General features: G+C 71.5%; 18 protein-coding genes and 1 riboswitch. Of the genes, 6 read left to right on the top strand and 12 right to left on the bottom strand.

The annotated features are described in order from the left end of the window. Positions 1-116: 116 nt before the first annotated feature. The 3 genes from ACIQID_RS12320 to ACIQID_RS12310 are packed head-to-tail and all read right to left on the bottom strand — an operon-like array spanning position 117 to position 3,184. Positions 117-1,130, bottom strand: a complete 1,014-nt coding sequence (locus ACIQID_RS12320) for an aldo/keto reductase family protein (RefSeq protein ID WP_400285288.1) — start codon at positions 1,128-1,130, stop codon at positions 117-119. A gap of 53 nt (positions 1,131-1,183) precedes the next feature. Then, positions 1,184-1,681: a hypothetical protein gene (locus tag ACIQID_RS12315; RefSeq protein ID WP_400285285.1), complete on the bottom strand. Its 498-nt coding sequence runs from the start codon at positions 1,679-1,681 to the stop codon at positions 1,184-1,186. A 9-nt stretch (positions 1,682-1,690) separates the two neighbouring features. Beyond that, a complete protein-coding gene (locus tag ACIQID_RS12310; RefSeq protein WP_400285282.1) occupies positions 1,691-3,184 on the bottom strand; it encodes a PLP-dependent aminotransferase family protein in 1,494 nt (497 codons plus the stop codon). Between the two features lie 19 nt (positions 3,185-3,203). On the opposite strand from ACIQID_RS12310, the gene ACIQID_RS12305 reads away from it, so the two are divergent. Continuing rightward, positions 3,204-3,524, top strand: a complete 321-nt coding sequence (locus tag ACIQID_RS12305; protein ID WP_400285279.1) for a hypothetical protein — start codon at positions 3,204-3,206, stop codon at positions 3,522-3,524. On the opposite strand, the gene ACIQID_RS12300 is transcribed toward ACIQID_RS12305, so the two are convergent. Both ACIQID_RS12300 and rlmN read right to left on the bottom strand, forming a co-directional pair. Beyond that, entirely contained in the window at positions 3,512-5,002 is a 1,491-nt protein-coding gene (locus ACIQID_RS12300; protein ID WP_331201330.1) for a DUF4407 domain-containing protein, read from the bottom strand. The genes ACIQID_RS12305 and ACIQID_RS12300 overlap by 13 nt on opposite strands. A gap of 122 nt (positions 5,003-5,124) precedes the next feature. After that, on the bottom strand, positions 5,125-6,414 hold the full coding sequence (rlmN, locus tag ACIQID_RS12295; RefSeq protein ID WP_400285275.1) for a 23S rRNA (adenine(2503)-C(2))-methyltransferase RlmN: 1,290 nt from the start codon (positions 6,412-6,414) through the stop codon (positions 5,125-5,127). A 132-nt stretch (positions 6,415-6,546) separates the two neighbouring features. Between rlmN and ACIQID_RS12290 the strand changes: the two genes are divergently transcribed. From ACIQID_RS12290 to ACIQID_RS12280, 3 genes are all read left to right on the top strand, one after another. Further along, the gene (locus tag ACIQID_RS12290; RefSeq protein WP_400285272.1) at positions 6,547-7,185 is read left to right on the top strand and encodes a bifunctional 4-hydroxy-2-oxoglutarate aldolase/2-dehydro-3-deoxy-phosphogluconate aldolase; all 639 of its coding nucleotides are present in this window, start codon (positions 6,547-6,549) and stop codon (positions 7,183-7,185) included. Between the two features lie 151 nt (positions 7,186-7,336). Then, entirely contained in the window at positions 7,337-7,924 is a 588-nt protein-coding gene (locus ACIQID_RS12285) for an ankyrin repeat domain-containing protein (RefSeq protein ID WP_400285269.1), read from the top strand. Beyond that, on the top strand, positions 7,921-8,670 hold the full coding sequence (locus ACIQID_RS12280) for a sulfite exporter TauE/SafE family protein (RefSeq protein WP_400285266.1): 750 nt from the start codon (positions 7,921-7,923) through the stop codon (positions 8,668-8,670). Before ACIQID_RS12285 ends, ACIQID_RS12280 begins: the two co-directional genes overlap by 4 nt. Positions 8,671-8,767: 97 nt before the next feature. Here the strand turns inward: ACIQID_RS12280 and ACIQID_RS12275 are convergent, their stop codons facing one another. Beyond that, the gene (locus ACIQID_RS12275) at positions 8,768-9,601 is read right to left on the bottom strand and encodes an SDR family oxidoreductase (RefSeq protein ID WP_400285263.1); all 834 of its coding nucleotides are present in this window, start codon (positions 9,599-9,601) and stop codon (positions 8,768-8,770) included. Between the two features lie 79 nt (positions 9,602-9,680). Next, positions 9,681-10,439, bottom strand: a complete 759-nt coding sequence (locus ACIQID_RS12270) for an SDR family NAD(P)-dependent oxidoreductase (protein WP_062637106.1) — start codon at positions 10,437-10,439, stop codon at positions 9,681-9,683. Between the two features lie 132 nt (positions 10,440-10,571). Here ACIQID_RS12270 and ACIQID_RS12265 point away from each other — a divergent pair, with 132 nt between their 5' ends. After that, the gene (locus ACIQID_RS12265; RefSeq protein WP_400285258.1) at positions 10,572-11,297 is read left to right on the top strand and encodes a phosphotransferase; all 726 of its coding nucleotides are present in this window, start codon (positions 10,572-10,574) and stop codon (positions 11,295-11,297) included. Positions 11,298-11,304: 7 nt separating this feature from the next. Here ACIQID_RS12265 and ACIQID_RS12260 read toward each other — a convergent pair whose 3' ends face one another. The 5 genes from ACIQID_RS12260 to ACIQID_RS12240 all read right to left on the bottom strand — a co-directional run bounded on the left by ACIQID_RS12260 (position 11,305) and on the right by ACIQID_RS12240 (position 17,142). Then, positions 11,305-12,777 carry an amino acid permease gene (locus ACIQID_RS12260; protein WP_400285255.1) on the bottom strand — a complete coding sequence of 491 codons (1,473 nt, stop codon included), beginning with the start codon at positions 12,775-12,777 and terminating at the stop codon, positions 11,305-11,307. A 9-nt stretch (positions 12,778-12,786) separates the two neighbouring features. Further along, positions 12,787-14,157, bottom strand: a complete 1,371-nt coding sequence (locus ACIQID_RS12255; RefSeq protein WP_400285252.1) for a glutamate decarboxylase — start codon at positions 14,155-14,157, stop codon at positions 12,787-12,789. Positions 14,158-14,258: 101 nt separating this feature from the next. Beyond that, entirely contained in the window at positions 14,259-15,050 is a 792-nt protein-coding gene (locus tag ACIQID_RS12250) for an energy-coupling factor transporter transmembrane component T family protein (protein ID WP_400285249.1), read from the bottom strand. After that, a complete protein-coding gene (locus ACIQID_RS12245) occupies positions 15,047-16,501 on the bottom strand; it encodes an ABC transporter ATP-binding protein (RefSeq protein ID WP_400285244.1) in 1,455 nt (484 codons plus the stop codon). Before ACIQID_RS12245 ends, ACIQID_RS12250 begins: the two co-directional genes overlap by 4 nt. Continuing rightward, positions 16,501-17,142 (bottom strand): ECF transporter S component, encoded by a 642-nt coding sequence (locus ACIQID_RS12240; RefSeq protein ID WP_312674804.1) that lies wholly within the window; start codon positions 17,140-17,142, stop codon positions 16,501-16,503. The genes ACIQID_RS12245 and ACIQID_RS12240 overlap by 1 nt, the downstream gene beginning before the upstream one ends. Continuing rightward, positions 17,135-17,244, bottom strand: a riboswitch (TPP riboswitch). (Overlaps the previous gene by 8 nt.) Positions 17,245-17,321: 77 nt before the next feature. Between ACIQID_RS12240 and ACIQID_RS12235 the strand changes: the two genes are divergently transcribed. Beyond that, positions 17,322-18,812: a D-alanyl-D-alanine carboxypeptidase gene (locus tag ACIQID_RS12235; RefSeq protein WP_400285239.1), complete on the top strand. Its 1,491-nt coding sequence runs from the start codon at positions 17,322-17,324 to the stop codon at positions 18,810-18,812. The last annotated feature ends 4 nt before the right edge of the window (positions 18,813-18,816 follow it).

Here is an 18,816-nt window from a genome sequence, read left to right as displayed (position 1 = left end):
CGGGCGGTGTTTGGGGCCGGGGCCGCCGGGGGGGTGCTCTATACCACACCCCCCCCCCCCCCCCCCCCCCGGCCCCCCCCCCCCCCCCCCCCCCCCCCCCCCCGCTACTCGAAGGCCTAGACGAGCCGGGACTTCGGCGACACCGAGTACGTGTGCTCGGCGTCGCGGTTGACCGTGTCGCCCAGAGCCTCGTCGATCGCGGTCATGGTGTCGGCGTCGAGCTTCACGCCGGAGGCCTTGACCGTGTCGGCGAGCTGCTCCGGACGAGAGGCGCCGACCAGGGCCGCCGCGACGTTCGGATTCTGCAGCACCCAGGCGATCGCGAGCTGCGGCATCGACAGCCCCGCCTGCTCCGCGATCGGCTTGAGGCGCTGCACCGCGGTGAGGATGTCGTCCTGCAGGAAGCTCTTGATGAAGCCCGCGCCCGAGTTCTGATCCGTCGCCCGCGACCCCTCCGGCACCGGCTGACCCGGGAGGTACTTCCCGCTCAGCACGCCCTGCGCCATCGGCGACCAGACGATCTGCGAGATGCCGAGCTCCTCCGACGCGGGGACGACCTTGCCCTCGATGACCCGCCACAGCATGGAGTACTGCGGCTGGTTGGAGATGAGCTGGATGCCGAGCTGCTTCGCCAGGGCGTGTCCGTCGCGGAGCTGCTCCGCGGTCCACTCCGAGACGCCGATGTAGAGCGCCTTGCCCTGACGGACCACGTCGGCGAAGGCCTGGAACGTCTCCTCGAGCGGGGTCTCGTAGTCGAAGCGGTGCGCCTGGTACAGGTCGACGTAGTCGGTGCCGAGGCGCTGCAGCGAGCCGTTGATCGACTCGAGGATGTGCTTGCGGCTCAGACCGGTGTCGTTCGGACCCTTGGGGCCGGTCGGGAAGTAGACCTTGGTGAAGATCTCGAGGCTCTCGCGACGCTGGCCCTCCAGGGCCTTGCCGAGCACGACTTCGGCGGCCGTGTTGGCGTAGGTGTCCGCGGTGTCGAACGTGGTGATGCCGGCGTCCAGGGCGGCGTGCACGGTCTTGACCGCGGCGTCGTCCTCGACCTGCGAGGCGTGCGTGACCCAGTTGCCGTACGTGATCTCCGAGACCTTGAGACCGCTGTTGCCGAGATAGCGATAGTTGACCATGGACCAACGCTAGTCCCGCCGGGGGGAGCGGCGGGCCGGATCGGCCGCGATCATCAGGCGGTGGCGGGCGCCGGTCCGCGGCGGCGGGACGTGAGCGCGGCCCCGACCAGCACCCCGACCGCGGAGAGCGCGCTGATCGCGTACAGGGGCAGCGCCCAGGGGGAGGCATCGGCGCCGCTGATGCCGAAGGTGTCGGCGAGTCCCATGCCCGGACCGAACGACGCGACGAAGTACGCCGGAGCCCCGCCCATGAGCAGCGCGAGGAACGTCATGCCGGCCACCACCGCGGGCGCCCGGGTGAGGAGGCAGACGACGGCCGTCCCGACGGCCAGGCACACCCCCGCACCGAGGATGCCGAGGACCGTCGGCGGCATGAGGCTCTCCCCGGCGTTCGACATCGCGGCCCGGACCTCGTCGAGGGAGAGGCCGCCCGGAGCCGCGGCGAGCGGGTTGAGCACGAGGATCTGCACCGCGGCGAGGGCGGCGTACGCGGTGACGGCCAGCACCCCCGCGATGCAGATCCAGAGGGTGGGACGGGGCACCGGTGTCATGCGGTCACCCTAGGCAGGGCTGCTGAGAGTCTCCCGGTACTCGCGCCAGGCGTCGCCCAAGCGGCGCACCCCCTCGGTGAGCACGTCGTCCGGCGCGGTGAACGGCAGACGTACATGGTCGTCCGGAGCGGCGGCCGAGACCGCGAAGGCCCCGGTGCCCGCGATCGAGACCCCGTGCGCGGCGGCGACGCGCGCGAGAGCCGACGCGGAGCCCCGTGGCAGCCCCGCCCACAGCGAGAGTCCGCCCCGAGGGGCGTCGTAGGTCCAGTCGGGGAGGTGCGCGGCCATCAGCTCCTGCAGCAGGAGGAGTCGTTCCTGGTGCACGCGGCTGTTGGCGCGGCGGAGCTCCGTCGCGTGCGCGATGAGGTCGAGCGCGAGGAGCTGGCCGGGCACACTCGTGGACTGGTCGGCGAGCTGACGCGCCCCGCGGAGCCGCCGGACCAGCACCGGGTCGGCCCGCAGCCACCCGATCCGCAGTCCGGCCCAGGCCCACTTCGACACGGACTCGACGACGAGCACCGGGGCATCCGGCCGTTCCGAGGCGAGCGTGGGCGGCACGACCCCGTCGAACGAGATGCCGGCGACGACGCGGTCCTCGATCACGGGAACCCCGTACTGCGCGGCGAGTTCGGCCACGCGGTGCCGGGCCGCCGCGGGCAGTCGCGTCCCCGTCGGATTCTGGTGGTGCGGATTGAGCGCGACCAGCACAGGACGCAGCCGGGCCATCGCCTGCTCCAGCGCGCCGACGTCGAGGCCGTCCGCGCCCATCGGCACGCCGTGCACGGTGCCGCCGCGCAGCCCCACGGAGTCGGTCACGCCCGGCCAGGTGATCTCCTCCGCGAGCACGACGTCACCCGGTTCCACGAGCGCGTTGACGACGAGGCTGATGGCCTGCTGCGCGCCGTGGGTCACGAGGATCTGCTCCGGCGTGGTCGGCGTCCCCTCGGCACGGTACATGTCGGCGATGAGCTCGCGGAGCGCGGGAAGCCCCGCGGGGTCGGTCTCCGGGAGCAGGGCGAGGTCGAGCCGCGGCTGGTGGTCGCGGATGAGCTGCACACCGAGCTCCGGGATCTGCGGCACCGTCCGGAGCAGATCGATCGCATTGGGGAGAGCCGAGAACAGGGCCTCGCCGCGGCCGGGACGGCGGTCCGCCGCGGGCGCCGTCCTCGCACCCGAGACCCTCGTCCCACTGCCCTGCCGGCGCTCGACGAGGCCCTGCTCGGCGAGAGAGGCATAGGCGGACACGACCGTGCCCCGCGAGACCGCGACCACCGCGGCGAGAGCGCGTTCGGCAGGCAGGCGGTCGGCGGGGCGCAGCTCACCGGTGCCGATCAGGGCGGCGATCGCCGCGGCGAGTCGCGTGGAGAGCGTGCCGTCGCCGTGCACCCAGCGGCCGAGGCGTGCGGCGAGGGCGGTCGCGGAGACCTCCCCGGCCTGGACGAGGGGCCCGGGGACCGCTTCGTGGGCCACCGGCGTCGCATTGGCCCTGTCGAGAGTGTCCATGGGACCTGATTCTGGACCAATGACAGCTTCCACGACCAGCTTCAGTCTCGATCTCGGTCCAATCGACCGGGATTGGACCATCGGCGAGCTCCTCGCATGGCTCGAGGACGACACCCGCACGCACGACCCGGCCCTCCGCGGACCGCTCGCCCTCATCGAGGCCGCCGTGACCGGCACCCCGTGGCCGACCACCCCGTCCCCGGTCGCCCTGATCCGTTCTCTCGCGATGGCGTCGCGTTCCGGAGGCCTCTCCCGCGTTCGAATCGCCCACTTTGCTCCGAATCCGGCCGGGATGGAGCAAAGTGCGCGACTCGAAACGGAGGAGTGTCAGGTGGCCTGAGCCCCGGCGCCGGACGCGGGAGTGGTGACGATGTCGGCGCGGTCGCGGAAGCCCTCCGCCGTGACCCTGTCCAGTGCGACCTGCTTGCGGATGGCCAGCGCCTTCTCGTAGAGGCTCGGGTCGCCGTAGCTCGTGAGCACCTTCACCAGCACCGGCAGCAGCTCGATCATGAAGAACAGCGCGGCGATGAGGATGTGCGCCCAGAGGATCGCGGGCTCCTTCTCGCTCAGGCGGTTGAGGCCGCTGATCTGGCTCAGCAGCCCCACCGCCCCGGCGTTGCCCTGCGCCACGGAATCCGCGCGGGCGTTGTAGGCCGCGAGCGCCTGCTCGTACGTGTCGCGCGCGGCGGGGAGTTCGTCCTTCGCCTGCTGACGGTTCTGCGACTCCGAGGCCGTGGTGTTCTCCTTGGCGGCGCTTCCGGCCGCGGCGAGCTCCTCGTTCGCGGTGCGGAGCTGGGCCGCGAGCGCGTCGTAGGTCTGCTGGGCCTCCGCGAGCTGAGCCTGGGCGGCCTGAGAGCTCGCGCCCTCGCCGTTCACGCCGGTGCAGCCGGGAACGGTCCCCGCGCCCTCGCCCGTGAGCTCGCACTGATACAGCGTCCGCGCCTGGTCGATCACGGCCTGCTGCTCCGTGAGCTTCGCCGTCAGATCGTCGACCGTGGACTGGGCGGCGGACTCGGTCGCCGACGACGACTCGGTCCCGGCGACGATGCCCGTCGCCGCCTGGTTCTCCAGCGCCGCGACGCGCTCGGACGCCGCGTCCAGCGCCTTCCTCTCGGGGCCGGTCTCGAGCGCCTCCTGATCGGCCTGCGCCTGGACGATGTTGGTCGCGGCGACCTCGCGGGAGATGTCGTTGTGGAAGATCTGCAGCACGAGCGGTTCCGCCACTACGAAACCGATGATCGCGGCCATGATGACGCGCGGGATCGCGAGACCGATGAGCTTCCAGACGTTGCGGGTCGACGTCATGGTCGAGGTGAGGAAGCGGTCGAGGTTGAAGATGATGAGCGCCCACACGATCGCCAGCGGGATCGCCAGCCACACCGCGGCACGCACGCCCGTCGTGAGGGCGAACAGCATGGAGATCGCACTGACCAGGGCGGTGCCGGCGAGCACGAAGAACATCTGCACGAAGCGCGGGGTCTCGCCGGGGACGCGGTCGAGGATCTCGCCCTCCGCCCCGCCGAGGATCGCGAGAGCACGGAGGCGCTCGGCGGCAGAGCGCCGGCGTCGCGGCTTCCGGACCCGCGGGGGACGGGCCTTCCGCTCGGGGACGGGCTCCGCGTCGACCGGGGCGTCGGGCGCCGTCACCGGCTCGGGCGTCGGGTCGTCGGACGCGACGTCGGACTGCGCGGGGGTGTCGCCGGTCGGCTCGTACTCGCGCAGGAAGTCGAGGTCATCCGTCTCGGCGTTCGGGTCGCCGTCGATGATGATCCGACCCTGCGAGTCGAAGCGACCCGGGCGGTGGGCGGAATAGGGCATCCCGATAATCTACGAAACTCCGCCTGTGCATACCGTGGAAGATCCCTTGGACGGGCCTTCGAGTCGCGCGAATGGCTGCATCCGGGCCGGATGTGGAGCCAGGTGAGCGATTCGAACCGGGGTCAGGCCATCGCCGCGGCGGCAGCCTCGTCCTCGGTCGTCGCGACGAGCTGCCCGCAGGCGCCGTCGATCTCCTTGCCGCGGGTGTCGCGGAGGGTCGTCGGGATGCCGGCGTCGTTCAGCCGCCGCACGAACTCGTCCGTGACGTCCTTCTCGGACGAGGTCCAGATCGAGCCCGGCGTCGGGTTCAGCGGGATCGGGTTCACATGCACCCACCCGCGACCACGCTGGTTGAGCTTGTCCGCCAGCAGATCGGCCCGCCAGGCATGGTCGTTCATGTCCTTGATGAGGGCGTACTCGATGGACACGCGGCGCCCGGTCTTGGCGTAGTAGTCGTAGGCCGCATCGAGCGCCTCGTCGACCTTCCACCGCGAGTTCACCGGGATGAGCTCGTCGCGCAGGTGGTCGTCGGGGGCGTGCAGCGACAGCGCGAACGTGACGGGGATGTTCTCGTCGGCGAGCTTGCGGATCGCGGGCACGAGTCCCACCGTCGACACCGTGATGCCGCGGGCGCTCATGCCGAGACCGTCGGGCTGCGCGGCGACCATGGTGCGCACCGCGTCCATGACGCGCTTGTAGTTGGCGAGCGGCTCCCCCATGCCCATGAAGACGATGTTGGAGACGCGCTCCATGCTGTGGTCGTCGCGCTTCTTGCCGCCCAGCTCGCCGTTCGCGATGGCCCGGTTGGCCCGGACGATCTGCTCGATGATCTCGGCGGTGGACATGTTGCGCGTCAGCCCCGCCTGGCCCGTGGCACAGAACGGGCAGTTCATGCCGCAGCCGGCCTGGCTCGACACGCACAGCGTGATGCGGCCGGGGTAGCGCATGAGGACCGACTCGACGAGCGCGCCGTCGTGCAGACGCCAGAGGAACTTGATGGTGTCGCCGCGGTCGGTCTCCAGCCGTCGCACCTCGGTCATGAGGGGCGGGAGCATGCCGGCGACGAGCTCGTCGCGGATACCGGCGGGGAGGTCCGTCATCTCCGCGGGGTCGGACGTGTAGTGGCGGAAGTAGTGCGTGGCGAGCTGCTTGGCGCGGAACCCGGGGAGTCCGAGCTCCTTCACCTTCTCGATGCGCTCGGCCGGGGTGAGGTCGGCGAGGTGGACCGGCGGCTTGCCGCGCTTCGGGCTCGCGAACTGCAGCAGGGGGCGCCCCTCGGCGTCCTTCTTCTGGGTCCACCCCTCGGTCGCGGGGCGCACCTGCGGGGCGCGCGTCTCGCGGATCGCCCCCGAACGGGACGACGCGGGCGCGGTCGCGGGGCGCGTCTCGGGTGTGCGGGGGTTGTCGGCCATCCCTCCAGGGTACCGGGATGCGGGTGGGAGGCGCCTGGGCACGATCCCTTTCGCGGAGCGGGGCCGACACTACTTGTAATGACAAGTTGCGGTGCGGAAGAATGGCCGCATCCCCCTCGAACAAGGAGCAGCATGTCCGACCGTCTCGCCCGCGCCCGCACCACCGGCATCCTCGCCGTCCTCCGCGCCCCGTCGCCGGAGCTGGCCCTGGAGGCGTCGGAGGCGATCATCCGCGGCGGAGTCTCCGGCATCGAGGTGACCTTCTCGACCCCCGACGCGCCGGCCGTGATCCGCGAGCTCATCGCCCGCCACGGGGACGCCGCGTACATCGGCGCCGGCACCGTCACGACGGCGGAGCAGGCGACCCAGGCCGCCGACGCGGGTGCCGCGTTCCTCGTCAGCCCGGGAACCCTCCCCGACCTCACGCGCGCCATGCTCGACACCGGCCGCGTCGTGATGACCGGCGCGATGACGCCGACGGAGGTCATGGGCGCCCTCGAACTCGGGGTCGACGTCGTGAAGATCTTCCCCGCCTCCCTCGGCGGCCCCTCCTACCTCGGTGCGCTGCGCGGGCCCTTCCCCGACGCCCCGCTGATGCCCACGGGAGGCGTGAAGCCCGACAACCTCGCCGACTGGTTCGCCGCCGGCGCGGTCGCCGTCGGGGCCGGTGGAGACCTCGCGAACGGCACCGCGATCGCGAACGCGGACTGGGCGGACATCGAGGAGCGCGCCGCGCGCTTCGCGACCGCGCTCGCTGCCACGCGGGGCTGAGCCGCCGACCTCCGGGATCATTTGGTATACCGGATGCATGCGGATACGACGGGTGGCGACGACCGTCGTGCTCGCGGGGGCACTGCTTCTCGCCTCGGCATGCACCGCCGCGACCTCGTCGCATCCCTCGCCACCGATCCCGGAGGTTCCCATGACCGACGCCACGTCCGACCTGCTCGCCGCCGCTGCCGCGGGCGACGCTGACGCCGTCCGCCGCGCGCTCGACGCGGGCGCCGACATCGAAGCCCGTGGCGACGGCGGCATGACTGCCCTGATCGCGGCCACCAAGGCGAACCATGTCGACGCGGCACGGCTCCTGATCGAGGCCGGCGCCGACGTGAACGCGAAGGACGACATCCAGGACTCCGCCTACCTCTACGCCGGCGCCCGCGGGCATGACGAGATCCTGCGGATGACCCTGGCGCACGGGGCCGACCTCCGCAGCACCAACCGCTTCGGCGGCACCGCGCTGATCCCCGCGTCCGAGCGCGGTCTCCTGCCGACGGTCGAGATGCTGCTGGACGCGGGCGTCGACCCGGATCACATCAACAACCTCGGCTGGACCGCCCTGCACGAGGCGATCGTGCTCGGCGACGGCTCCGCCCGCTACGTCGAGGTGGTGCGCGCGCTCCTCGACGGCGGCGCCGATGCGACCATCCGCGACGGCGACGGTGTGCTGCCGCTGGACCTCGCGACCGACCGCGGGTACGACGCCATCGCCGCCGAGCTCCGGCGGTGACAGCACTCGATCCCTGGGCCTGGGCCGCGCTCGGCGTGGCCGCGGTCGTCATCGGGATCTCGAAGACCGCTCTTCCGGGCGGCAGCATCCTCGCGATCGCCCTGTTCGCCGCGGTCCTCCCCGCACGCACCTCCACGGCGGCGACACTTCTGCTGCTGATGGTGGGCGACGTGTTCGCGCTGCTCGCCTATCGACGGCACGCGCATTGGCCCACGCTGCTGCGCCCCGCACCCGCGGTCGTGGCGGGACTCCTCCTGGGCTTCGCCTTCCTCGCCCTGACCGGAGACGGGGTCGTGCGCCGCGCCATCGGCGTGATCCTGCTGCTCATGATCGCCGTGACCCTGTGGCGGCGGTGGCGGCAGGCGCGGGCGGAGCAGGAGGCGGCGGCGCGGGGCGGCGCGCTGCTGGCCGGCGTCTACGGCACGCTCGGCGGCTTCACGACCATGGTGGCGAACGCGGGCGGGCCGGTCATGTCGATGTACTTCCTCGCCACGCGGACGCCCGTCCAGGTCTTTCTCGGCACCTCCGCCTGGTTCTTCGCGATCATCAACGTGATCAAGGTGCCGTTCCTGGCCGGGATCGGACTGTTCACCGGTCCCGTGCTGCTCACCGATGCGATCCTCGCGCCGCTCGTGGTGCTCGGCGCGCTGGTCGGTCTGCGGGTGGCGCGGCGCCTGGATCAGCGGCTCTTCGATCGCATCGTGATCGTGCTGACGATCCTCGGTGCCGTGTACCTGCTGCTCTAGCCCTTCGACGGGCTCAGGCCCTTCGACAGGCTCAGGGACCCCACCCTTCGACGGGCTCAGGGACCCCGATCTGGGTCGCTGAGCCTGTCGAAGCGCGTCAGTCCAGGAAGATGTCCGGGAACAGCGCGCTGTCCGGAGTCCCGGGGACGGCGGCGTAGCCCGAGAAGTCGGTGACGCCGTTCGCCTCGAGCACGTCCTCCACGATCAGCGACTGCCCCGTGTACGTGCGCGCCGGCTGGGTGAGCACGGCGTAGGCGGCGTCGGCGTAGATGTCGGCCGTCCGGCTCGCGGCCATCACCTTGTCGCCGCCGAGGAGGTTCTGCACCGCGGCCGTCGCGATCGTCGTGCGCGGCCACAGCGTGTTGGCGGCGATGCCGTCGGCCGCGAACTCCGCTGCGAGTCCGAGCGTGACCATCGTCATCCCGTACTTGGCCAGCGTGTACCCGGTGTGCGCGCCCAGCCACTTCGGGGTGGGGTTCAGGGGCGGCGAGAGCGAGAGGATGTGCGGGTTCTCGGCGTCCTTGAGGATGGGCACCGCGGCCCGGGAGAGCATGAACGTGCCGCGGACGTTCACGTCCTGCATCAGGTCGTACTTCTTCGCGGAGAGGTCGAGCGACCGGGAGAGGTCGATAACGCTGGCGTTGTTGAGGACGATGTCGATCCCGCCGAACTCGCCCTGCGTCTTCATGACGGCCTCGGTGATGTGGTCGTCATCCCGCACGTCGCCCACGATCGGCAGCGCCTGGCCGCCGGCGGCGCGGATCTGCTCGGCAGCGCTGTGCACGGTGCCCTCGAGCTTCGGGTGCGGGGAGTCGGTCTTGGCGAGCATCGCGATGTTCGCGCCGTCCGCGGCCGCGCGCAGGGCGATCGCGAGGCCGATCCCGCGGCTGCCGCCCGACATGAGGATGGTCTTTCCGACGAGTGTGCTCATGGTTCTCGTTTCGAATCGCTTGATTGGCTGGATTTTCGGGTCGAATCGGGTCATTCAGGCGATTCGAAGCCGGGAGGGGTCACCGCGGGGCCATGCGGATGGCGCCGTCGAGGCGGATGGTCTCGCCGTTGAGGTAGCCGTTCTCGACGATCTGCTGCACGAGGGCGGCGTACTCGTCGGGGCGTCCGAGGCGAGCGGGGAACGGCACCTGCTGTCCGAGCGAGTCCTGCGCCTCCTGCGGAAGGCCCATGAGCATCGGGGTCTCCATGATGCCGGGGGCGATCGTGCACACGCGGATGGCGTGACGGGCGAGCTCGCGGGCGATCGGCAGGGTCATGGCGTGCACCCCGCCCTTGGACGCCGAGTACGCCGGCTGCCCGATCTGCCCGTCGAACGCCGCGACGCTGGCGGTGTTGACGATGACGCCGCGCTCCTCGTCATGCAGCTCGTTCGCGGCGATGACGGCGGCCGCCTGCGAGATCACGTTGAACGTGCCGACGAGGTTGATGCGGACGATCCGCTCGAAGTCGGCGAGGACGGCGGGAGTGCCGTCGCGGTCGAGCACCTTGGCGGGCGGGGCGATGCCGGCGCAGTTCACGACCACCCGCAACGGTGCGGCGGCCTGCGCCGCGGCGACGGCGGCCTTGACCTCGTCGACGCTCGTCACGTCCGCGGGCACGAAGAGACCGCCGAGCTCTGCGGCGATCTCCTCCCCCTTCGACGAGGCGAGGTCGATGATCGTGACGTGCGCGCCCGCGGCCGTGAGCCGCCGGGCGGTGGCCAGCCCGAGTCCGGAGGCGCCGCCGGTGACGAGGGCACCCTGTCCGCTGATCTGCATCTGATGTTCTCCTTCGAACGTCGTCGTGCGACATGCATGGAACGCAGTTCCAGCCTATGCGGTTCTTGGTGTCACCGCAGGCCCGCCGCGTCGACCCGAGCCTACGACACGGAGGTCGGGCAGGATGAGGGGGTGAGCATTCCCGCAGCCTCCGTCGAGGTCCCCGCCCGGGTGCGCGAACTCGCCGCCGGGGCCGCACTGACCCCCGCGTGGCGCAACGCGCTCGGCGGCCTGACCTTCCGCACCGACGACGGCCGCTACATCAAATGGGGTCCCCTCGATCCCGAGGCGAACATGCGTGACGAGGCCGAGCGGATGCGCTGGGCCCGCACCTGGACCACCGTGCCCGAGGTGCTCTCCCAAGGCCAGGACGAGGCGCACGAGTGGCTCGTGACGGCGGCCCTCCCCGGCAGCAGCGCCGTGGATCCGCGGTGGGCCGCCTCTCCGGAGGCCGCCGTCCGCGCGGTCGGGCTCGGCCTGCGCCGCCTGCACGACGCCCTCCCCGTCGCGGAGTGCCCGTGGACGTGGAGCCCGGCGGAGCGCATCGCGAATGCCGCCGCCCGCGGCACGACGGTACCGACGGACCTGCTCGAGCCGCCGTCGATCGACCGGCTCGTGGTCTGCCACGGCGACGCGTGCCTCCCCAACACCCTGCTCGACGACGACGGCCGTCCCGTGGCCCACGTCGACCTCGCCGCACTCGGGGTCGCCGACCGGTGGGCCGACATCGCCGTGGCCGCCATGAGCACGCTGTGGAACTTCGGTCCCGGGTGGGAGGACACGCTCATCGCCGCCTACGGCGTCGACCCCGATCGTCCGCGGCTGGAGTACTACCGACGGCTCTGGAACGAGACCTGAGCCGTCCTCACGCCTCGGGATGCGCGTCGCTGAGGAGGCTCCCGTCGGCCGGCCGCCGATCCCACGACGGTTTGCGCAGCGCGTAGAACAGCAGCGGCGGCACGCCGAGCACGACGATCACCAGACCGACGATCCACGGGTACGCGGCCGCCGGGAACGCGGTGAAGCCGTCGGGCGGGATGAAGGCGAGCACGAACGCGGCGAGGCAGGCGACGAAACCGACCCCGGCGACGAACGGGAGGGCCTTCACGCGATAGGCCCGGTGGACGTCGGGCGCCTTCCGCCGCAGCACCATCGCCGAGGCGAACATGAGCATGTACATGATGAGGTACAGCGCGGCGGCCATGTCGATGAGGGCGACGAAGGCCGCGCTGACGTTCGGCACGATGATGAAGATCGCCGCGAGGATCGTGACGATGGTGCCCTGGAGCATCAGGATGCCCGACTGGACCCCGGCCTTGTTGCGCTTCTGCAGCAGCGGCGGGAGCAGACCCGTCTCCGCCGCCGCCAGCACGCCCTTGGACGGACCGGCGACCCACGTCACGACCGAGGCGAGGGCACCGGCGGCGATGAGCGCGGATACGACGGCCGTCGCCCACCCCATGTCCCAGTGGTCGAAGTACTCCCCGAACGCGAGCATGATGCCGTTCGTCAGCCCGAGCTCCTTCTTGGGCACCGCGACCGCGATCGCGATGGTGGGCAGGATGAAGACGAGCAGGATGAGGCCGGCGGCGAGGAACACCGAGCGCGGATAGCCCTTGCCGGGATCCTTCATCTGGTTCACGTGGACCGCGTTCACCTCCATACCGGCGTAGGCGAGCACGTTCGACACGATGAGCACGATGGAGGCCAGTCCCGTGAACGGCGGGATCATCGCCGAGGCGTCCAGCGGCACCTGACTCTTCTCTCCGCTGAACACCCACACCGCCCCGAACACGATGAGCAGCACCGCCGGGAACAGGGTGCCGATGATGCCGCCCCAGGAGCCGAGCTTCGCGAAGAGGTCGCCGCCGCGGAGGGTGACCAGGGTGGAGCCCCAGTAGAAGACGATGATGACGACGGCCGTGAAGAACCCGGAGCTGGACAGCGAGGGGTCGAGGAAGACGAAGGCGAGGGCGCCGGCCACGAACGCGAGCTGTGTCGGGAACCAGACCACGTTCTGGATCCACTGCAGCCACACCGCGGTGAACCCCCAGCGGTTGCCGAGGGCCTCGCGCACCCAGACGTACACGCCGCCCTTCCACCCCGTCGCGAGCTCGGCCGCGACGAGGGCCGTGGGGATGAGGAAGAGGATCGCCGGGATGATGTAGAGCGTGACGCTGCCGAGGCCGTAGATCGCCATCGCCGGCAGCGAGCGCAGGCTCGCCACGACCACGAGGGTGAGGAGGGCGAGCTGCCCGACGCCGAGGACGGCGACGGCGGGACGGGAGACGCGCGGCGTGGAGGCGGCGCCGGCGGCACCGGACTGCGAGGCGGACATGTCGGCCCCCTAGTGGTGGAACGCCGAGTCGGGGTGGTCGGACGGCATGGGAGCCGTGAGCGCGTCGAGGTGGGCTACCTCGGCGGTGATGGCATCGAGCAGCTCGGCGGCCAGGTCCATGCTGAGCCCGTTGCGCACGACGATCCGCTGCACCGTGAGGTCTTCGAGGTCCGCGGGCATGGGATAGGCGGGCACGAGCCAGCCGCGCATCCGGAGGCGGTCCTGGAGGTGGTAGAGCGTCCACTTGTCGGTATGCCCGTCCTTCAGGCGCCAAGCGAAGACGGGGATGTCGCTGCCGTCGTTCCACAGCTCGAACGCATCGAGCTTGGCGATGCCCGCGGACAGGAACTTCGCCACGTCCTGCGAGGCCTGCTGCACGGCCCGATAGCCCTCGAACCCGAGGCGGAGGAACAGGTAGTACTGCAGCAGCACCTGTGCGCCAGGGCGGGAGAAGTTCAGGGCGAAGGTCGGCATCTCCCCGCCGAGGTAGCTCACCTGGAAGACGAGGTCCTCCGGCAGCCACTGCGCGTCGCGCCAGACCACCCACCCGAGGCCCGGGTAGACGAGACCGTACTTGTGTCCCGAGGTGCTGATGGAATGCACGCGCTCCAGCCGGAAGTCCCAGACCAGGTCGGGCTGGAGGAACGGGGCGATCATCGCGCCCGAGGCGCCGTCCACGTGGATCGGGATGTCGAGACCCGTCTTCTCCTGGATCGCGTCGAGCGCCGCGGCGATCTCGGCCACCGGCTCGTACATGCCGGTGTAGGTGACGCCCATGATGGCGACCACTCCGATGGTGTTCTCGTCCACGTACTTCTCGAGGTCGTGGCCGTCGAGCGTCTTGTGCTCCTCGCTGATGGGCACGTAGCGCGGTTCGACGTCGAAGTAGTTGCAGAACTTCTCCCAGCACACCTGCACCGCGCTCGACATCACGAGGTTCGGCGTGGAGGCGTCCTTGCCGGCGGCACGGCGCGCCTGCTGCCAGCGACGCTTGAACGCGAGACCGCCGAGCATGCAGGCCTCGGAGGAGCCGATGGTCGACGTGCCGATGCTGCGAGCGGCGTCCGGCGCCTTCCACAGGTTCGCGAGCATGTGCCAGCAGTTGTCCTCGATGGCGGCGGTCTGCGGATACTCGTCCTTGTCGATCATGTTCTTGTCGAAGGAGGCCATGTAGACCTGCTTCGCCTCGTCGTCCATCCAGGTGCTGACGAAGGTGGCGAGGTTGAGGCGCGCGTTGCCGTCGAGGATGGTCTCGTCCTCGACGATCTGCTTCGCCGTCGCGGGAAGCGACTCGGAGTCCGGGATGACGTGTCGCGGTGCGACGGTGGCCTCACCCGGCCGCGTGAAGAGCGGCTGGTCGTCGGCGGAGGAGATGCTCATGGGACGTCCCTTTCGGTCGGTGTCGATTGGCACTGTCTCCAGCGGACGCTAGACCGGCCGCTGAGCCACCTCCAGGGGCCCTCGTCCGAAAGGGGTGAGGGTCAGGACGGACCGAGGATGAAGTTCCAGGCGCCGGTCGCGACCGCGGCGGCGATCGCGATCCCGGAGATCGCGGCTCCGACGGCGAGGAGGGCCCACTCGGGGGCACCGAAGCGGGACTCGCGCGCCCAGGTGCGACGGCCGGGGGCACCGAAGCCCCGTGCCTCCATCGCGGTCGCGAGCTTGGCGCCGCGGCGGATCGACAGGACGAGCAGGGCGAAGGCCATGCCGAAGAAGCGCCGGATGCGTCCGCGGTCGGCGACGCCACGCGCCCGTCGCGCGAGTTCTAGAGCCCGCCAGTCGTCGAGGAACAACCCCACCATGCGCAGGCCCGCGAGCGCACCGAGCACGAATCGGGCGGGCAGGCGCAGGATCTGCCCGAGGCCGTCGGCGAGATCGGTCGGATCGACCGTGATGAAGAGCACCACCGAGGGCAGGGCGATCGCGAGCACCCGGAGCATCGTGGCGACGGCGAGCGCGAGCGACCCCTCGCTGATGCGCAGCACGAACCAGTCGACGTAGACCGTGCCGCTCGTCTCGCCGTAGAGGGCGATGGTGAGACCCGTCAGCGGCGCCGCGAGCCAGACCGGCCAGGTGCGCACCCAGAACTCGCGCCACCCGATGCCGGCGAACAGGAACAGCACGGCTTCGAGCACCAGGGCGACTGACGCCGACACCGGATCCAGCGTGAGGATCAACGGCACGGCGATGAGCGCGCTCACGCCGAGCTTCGCGACCGGGTTGATCCGGGCCACGACGCCGGCGCGGGCGCGGGTGTCGGCGAGATCCGTCATGCCGGCGCCCCCAGGGCGAAGCGGGTGGCGTGCAGGGCGCGCGCCACGTCGAGGTCGTGCGTGACGGTGACGATCGCGGAGCCCTCATCCCGGAGCGTGGCGAGCATCGCGACGAGCTCGGCCCAGGTGCGGGCGTCCTGTCCGAACGTCGGCTCGTCGAGGATCAGCACCCGGGGTCGCGTGGCGATCGCGGCCGCGACCGTGAGACGACGCTTCTCCCCACCCGAGAGCGTGTACGGGTTGGCGGCTCCCAGCGGGGACAGGCGCAGGCGGGTGAGCAGCTCGTCGACGCGGGCCTCGACCTCGTCCTCGGGGACGCCCAGCGCGCGCGGGCCGATGGCGAGCTCGTCCCGCACGGTGGTGGCGAGGAGCTGGTGCTCCGGCTCCTGGAAGACCATGCCGATCCGGGTGAGGAGGTCGCGGGATGCCCAGCGGATCGGCGCGGGATCGGCACCCTGCGCGAGCATCGGCGCCGCGATCACGGCCCCCTCCGCGGGCGGGAGCAGGCCCGCGAGGGTCAGGCCCAGCGTGGATTTGCCCGCGCCGTTCGGACCGGTGATCGCGAGGGCCTCGCCCGCACGCACGTCCAGGTCGATGCCGCGGGCCACCGGACGCCCCTTCACCCGCGCCACGGCGAGTGCACGCGCCGACAGCAGCACCTCCCCCGGTACCGCCCGCGGTGCCGGCGGTTCGACGGGAGGACGCCCGGGCACCCAGACGCCGTCCGCCGCCAGGCGCTCCCCCTGCGCACCGAGCACCGCGGCGGGAGGGCCGTCCGCGACCACCCCGCCGGCACCGAGCACGATGACCCGGGTGAGGAGCGGCAACCACACCTCGAGCCGATGCTCCACGACCACGAGGGTGGCGGGGTGCGCGGCGAGCATCCGCTCCACCGCCTCCCTGACCTCGCGCACCCCGTCCGGATCGAGGTTCGCCGTCGGCTCGTCCAGGAGGACGAGGCCGGGGCGCATCGCGAGCATGCCGGCGAGGGCGAGGCGCTGCTTCTGGCCGCCCGACAGCGCCTTGGTCGGATGATCGAGCGGCACCTCGAGCCCGACGGCAGCGAGCGCCGCCTCGACACGCGGCCAGATCTCCGCACGCGGCACGCCGAGGTTCTCGCACCCGAACGCGACGTCGTCGCCTGCGCGCGCGAGGATCACCTGGGAATCGGGGTCCTGGAGGACGAGTCCGGCGCGCCCGCGGGTCGCCACAGCCGGAGCGTCGTCGACGAGGAGCTCCCCCGCGCTCTCGCCCTCCTCCTCGCCGCCGAGCACGCCCGCGAGACCGTGCAGCAGGGTCGACTTGCCCGCCCCGGAGGCCCCGAGCACGAGCACCCGCTCGCCGGGCTCGATGCGGAACGAGAGGTCGCGCAGCGCCCAGGCCCGGCGGCTCGCATGCCGCCAGCCCCAGCCGCGCGCCTCGACGACGGCGGGAGCGACCTGCGCCGCCATCAGACGCGCACGCGCGCCTCGCGCCCGGAGCCGAAGCGGTCCAGCGCCCCGGTCGCCGCGATGCCGCGCGCGAGCACCCACGACAGGGCACCGGCGATGACGGCGCCGGAGATCACGGTGCTCACGAGGTAGATCACGGTGAACGCGGGACCGGAGCCGGCGTACCAGAGGATGAGGTTGTTGATGCCTCCCGCGAGCGCAGCGCCGGCACCGGCGAGGATCGCGACGGGCAGCGACCAGCGACGGTAGAAGAACAGCAGGAAGACCAGCTCGGCACCGAGGCCCTGCACGAGACCCGCCTCGAGCGTGAGGAAGCCACCCCACTGGTTGCCGATGAGCGCCGAGACGACGGCGGCCAGCAGTTCGACGTAGATCGCCGCACCGGCCTTGCGGATGATGAGGCCGCCGAGCACTCCGGCGAACAGCCACGGTCCGTCCAGGAGCCCCTGGAGCCCGGGGAGCAGCGGCTCGAGCAGGGCCTTGGGGCCGAGGTACCCGACGTTCCAGGCCAGGAAGATCAGGCCGGCGGCGACGCCGAGCACGCTGGCGACGACGATGTCGACGATGCGCCACCGCAGATAGCTGCGCGCCGGAGCGCCGGTCGTCTTCGTGGACGAGGATGTGGACGTGGACGTACTCATGTGAACTCCTCCCTGCGCTGGCATGACCCAGATCAGGTTCGACGGTCGAAGCGCGATTCGCTCCCTCTCAGCCCGGCTCGCCGGACTCCCGTGGTTGTGCTGTCGATCCTAGCGTCTTCCGCCCGCGCGTCCCGAGCCGCGCACGGCGGATTCCTGGCGGCATTCGGTACCGTAAGCGAGTGACCGCTTCCGATCCCCCTGAAGAGGCGTCCGGCGGCGTCGGCGTCGACGCGCGGCCCGAAGACTCCGTTCCCGCGTCCTCGCAGACCGTCGACGCGGTGCCCGCGCCCACGACGGAGACCGTCGCGTGGGCCGACGCCTCCACACCGGCGACCGCGCTGACCTGGGTCGACACCGGCGTGGTCGAGGCCGGCTCGTCGACGCCGGAGTTCGACGCCACCCCGGCAGCCGAGGCCACCCCGGGTCTGCTGCGCGATGCGACGCTGCGTCCTGCGATCGCCGGCCCCGGGCTGCTCGTCCCGCTCGCGATCCTCGCCGGGCTCGTCGCCTCCTATGCCGGGAGCACGCTGCTCTGGCCGCTGCACGAGGTCGCCCCCACCGTCCAGGCCGTGGAGTTCACCCCGGTGGCCGCCCCCACGGCCGCGCTCGCCTGGCCGGAGGTGGGAGACGGTGCCGTGGGCATCGCCGGGATGACCACGACGGCGTCCACGACCGCCCCGGTCAGCATCGCGAGCATCACCAAGGTCGTCAGCACGCTCATGGTGCTGGATCGCCTTCCCCTCGCCCCCGGGGAGCAGGGGCCCGAGTTCTCCTTCACCTACGCCGACAGCATCCGTTACTGGGACTACCGGATCTCGAATCAGTCCGCGCTGGACGTGCCCGTGGGCGGGGTGCTCACCGAGTACCAGCTCCTGCAGGGCACCCTGCTCGGTTCGGCCAACAACTACATCGATCGGCTCGCGGCGGAGATCTGGGGCTCCGATCGGGAGTTCGCGGCCGCCGCCGAGGTGTGGCTCGGCGAGCGCGGGCTCTCCGGGATCACCGTGGTCACGCCGTCCGGATTCGACGCGCGCAACGTCGCCACCCCGGAGGCCCTCGTGGCTCTCGGCGAGCTCGCGATGCAGAACCCCGTGTTCGCGGAGATCGTGGGCACCCGGTCGGTCGAGCTTCCGGGGGCCGGCACGGTCGAGAACACCAACGGCATGCTCGCCGATCCCGGGGTCGTCGGCATCAAGACCGGGACGCTGGTCGGGTGGAACCTGCTGACCGCGAAGGACGTCTCCATCGGGGACTCGACCGTCCGCCTCTACGCCGCGGCGCTGAACCAGGAGGACGACGAGGCGCGTCTCGCCCTCACGCGCGCGCTGTTCGCGCAGACCGAGGCCGCGCTGCAGGCGCAGGGCCCCGCCGTTCCCGCCGGGACGGTGGTCGGGCGCGTCCGTACCATCTGGGGCGAGGAGGTCGACGTCGTGACCGGCGAGGACGCGGAGGTGGTGCTGTGGAACGGGGCGAGCGCGACCGCGTCGGCCGTGTTCGATCTCGGCGAGCAGCGCGAGGCGGACGGCGACGTCGGAACCCTCACCACGACCGGCCCCGTCGACACGACCGAGACCGCGCTCGTGCTCGCCGAGGACGTGGAGGGCCCCAGCCCGTGGTGGCGCCTCACCCATCCCCTCGAACTGTTCGGCATCGCCGCGGACCGCTCCTGACGAC

Origin of the sequence: Microbacterium sp. NPDC091676 (assembly GCF_044756645.1) — a bacterium.
GTDB lineage: Bacteria > Actinomycetota > Actinomycetes > Actinomycetales > Microbacteriaceae > Microbacterium > Microbacterium paraoxydans_D.
The sequence above is the reverse complement of the archived record's forward strand: the minus strand, read 5'-3'. Positions and strand labels throughout refer to the sequence as shown.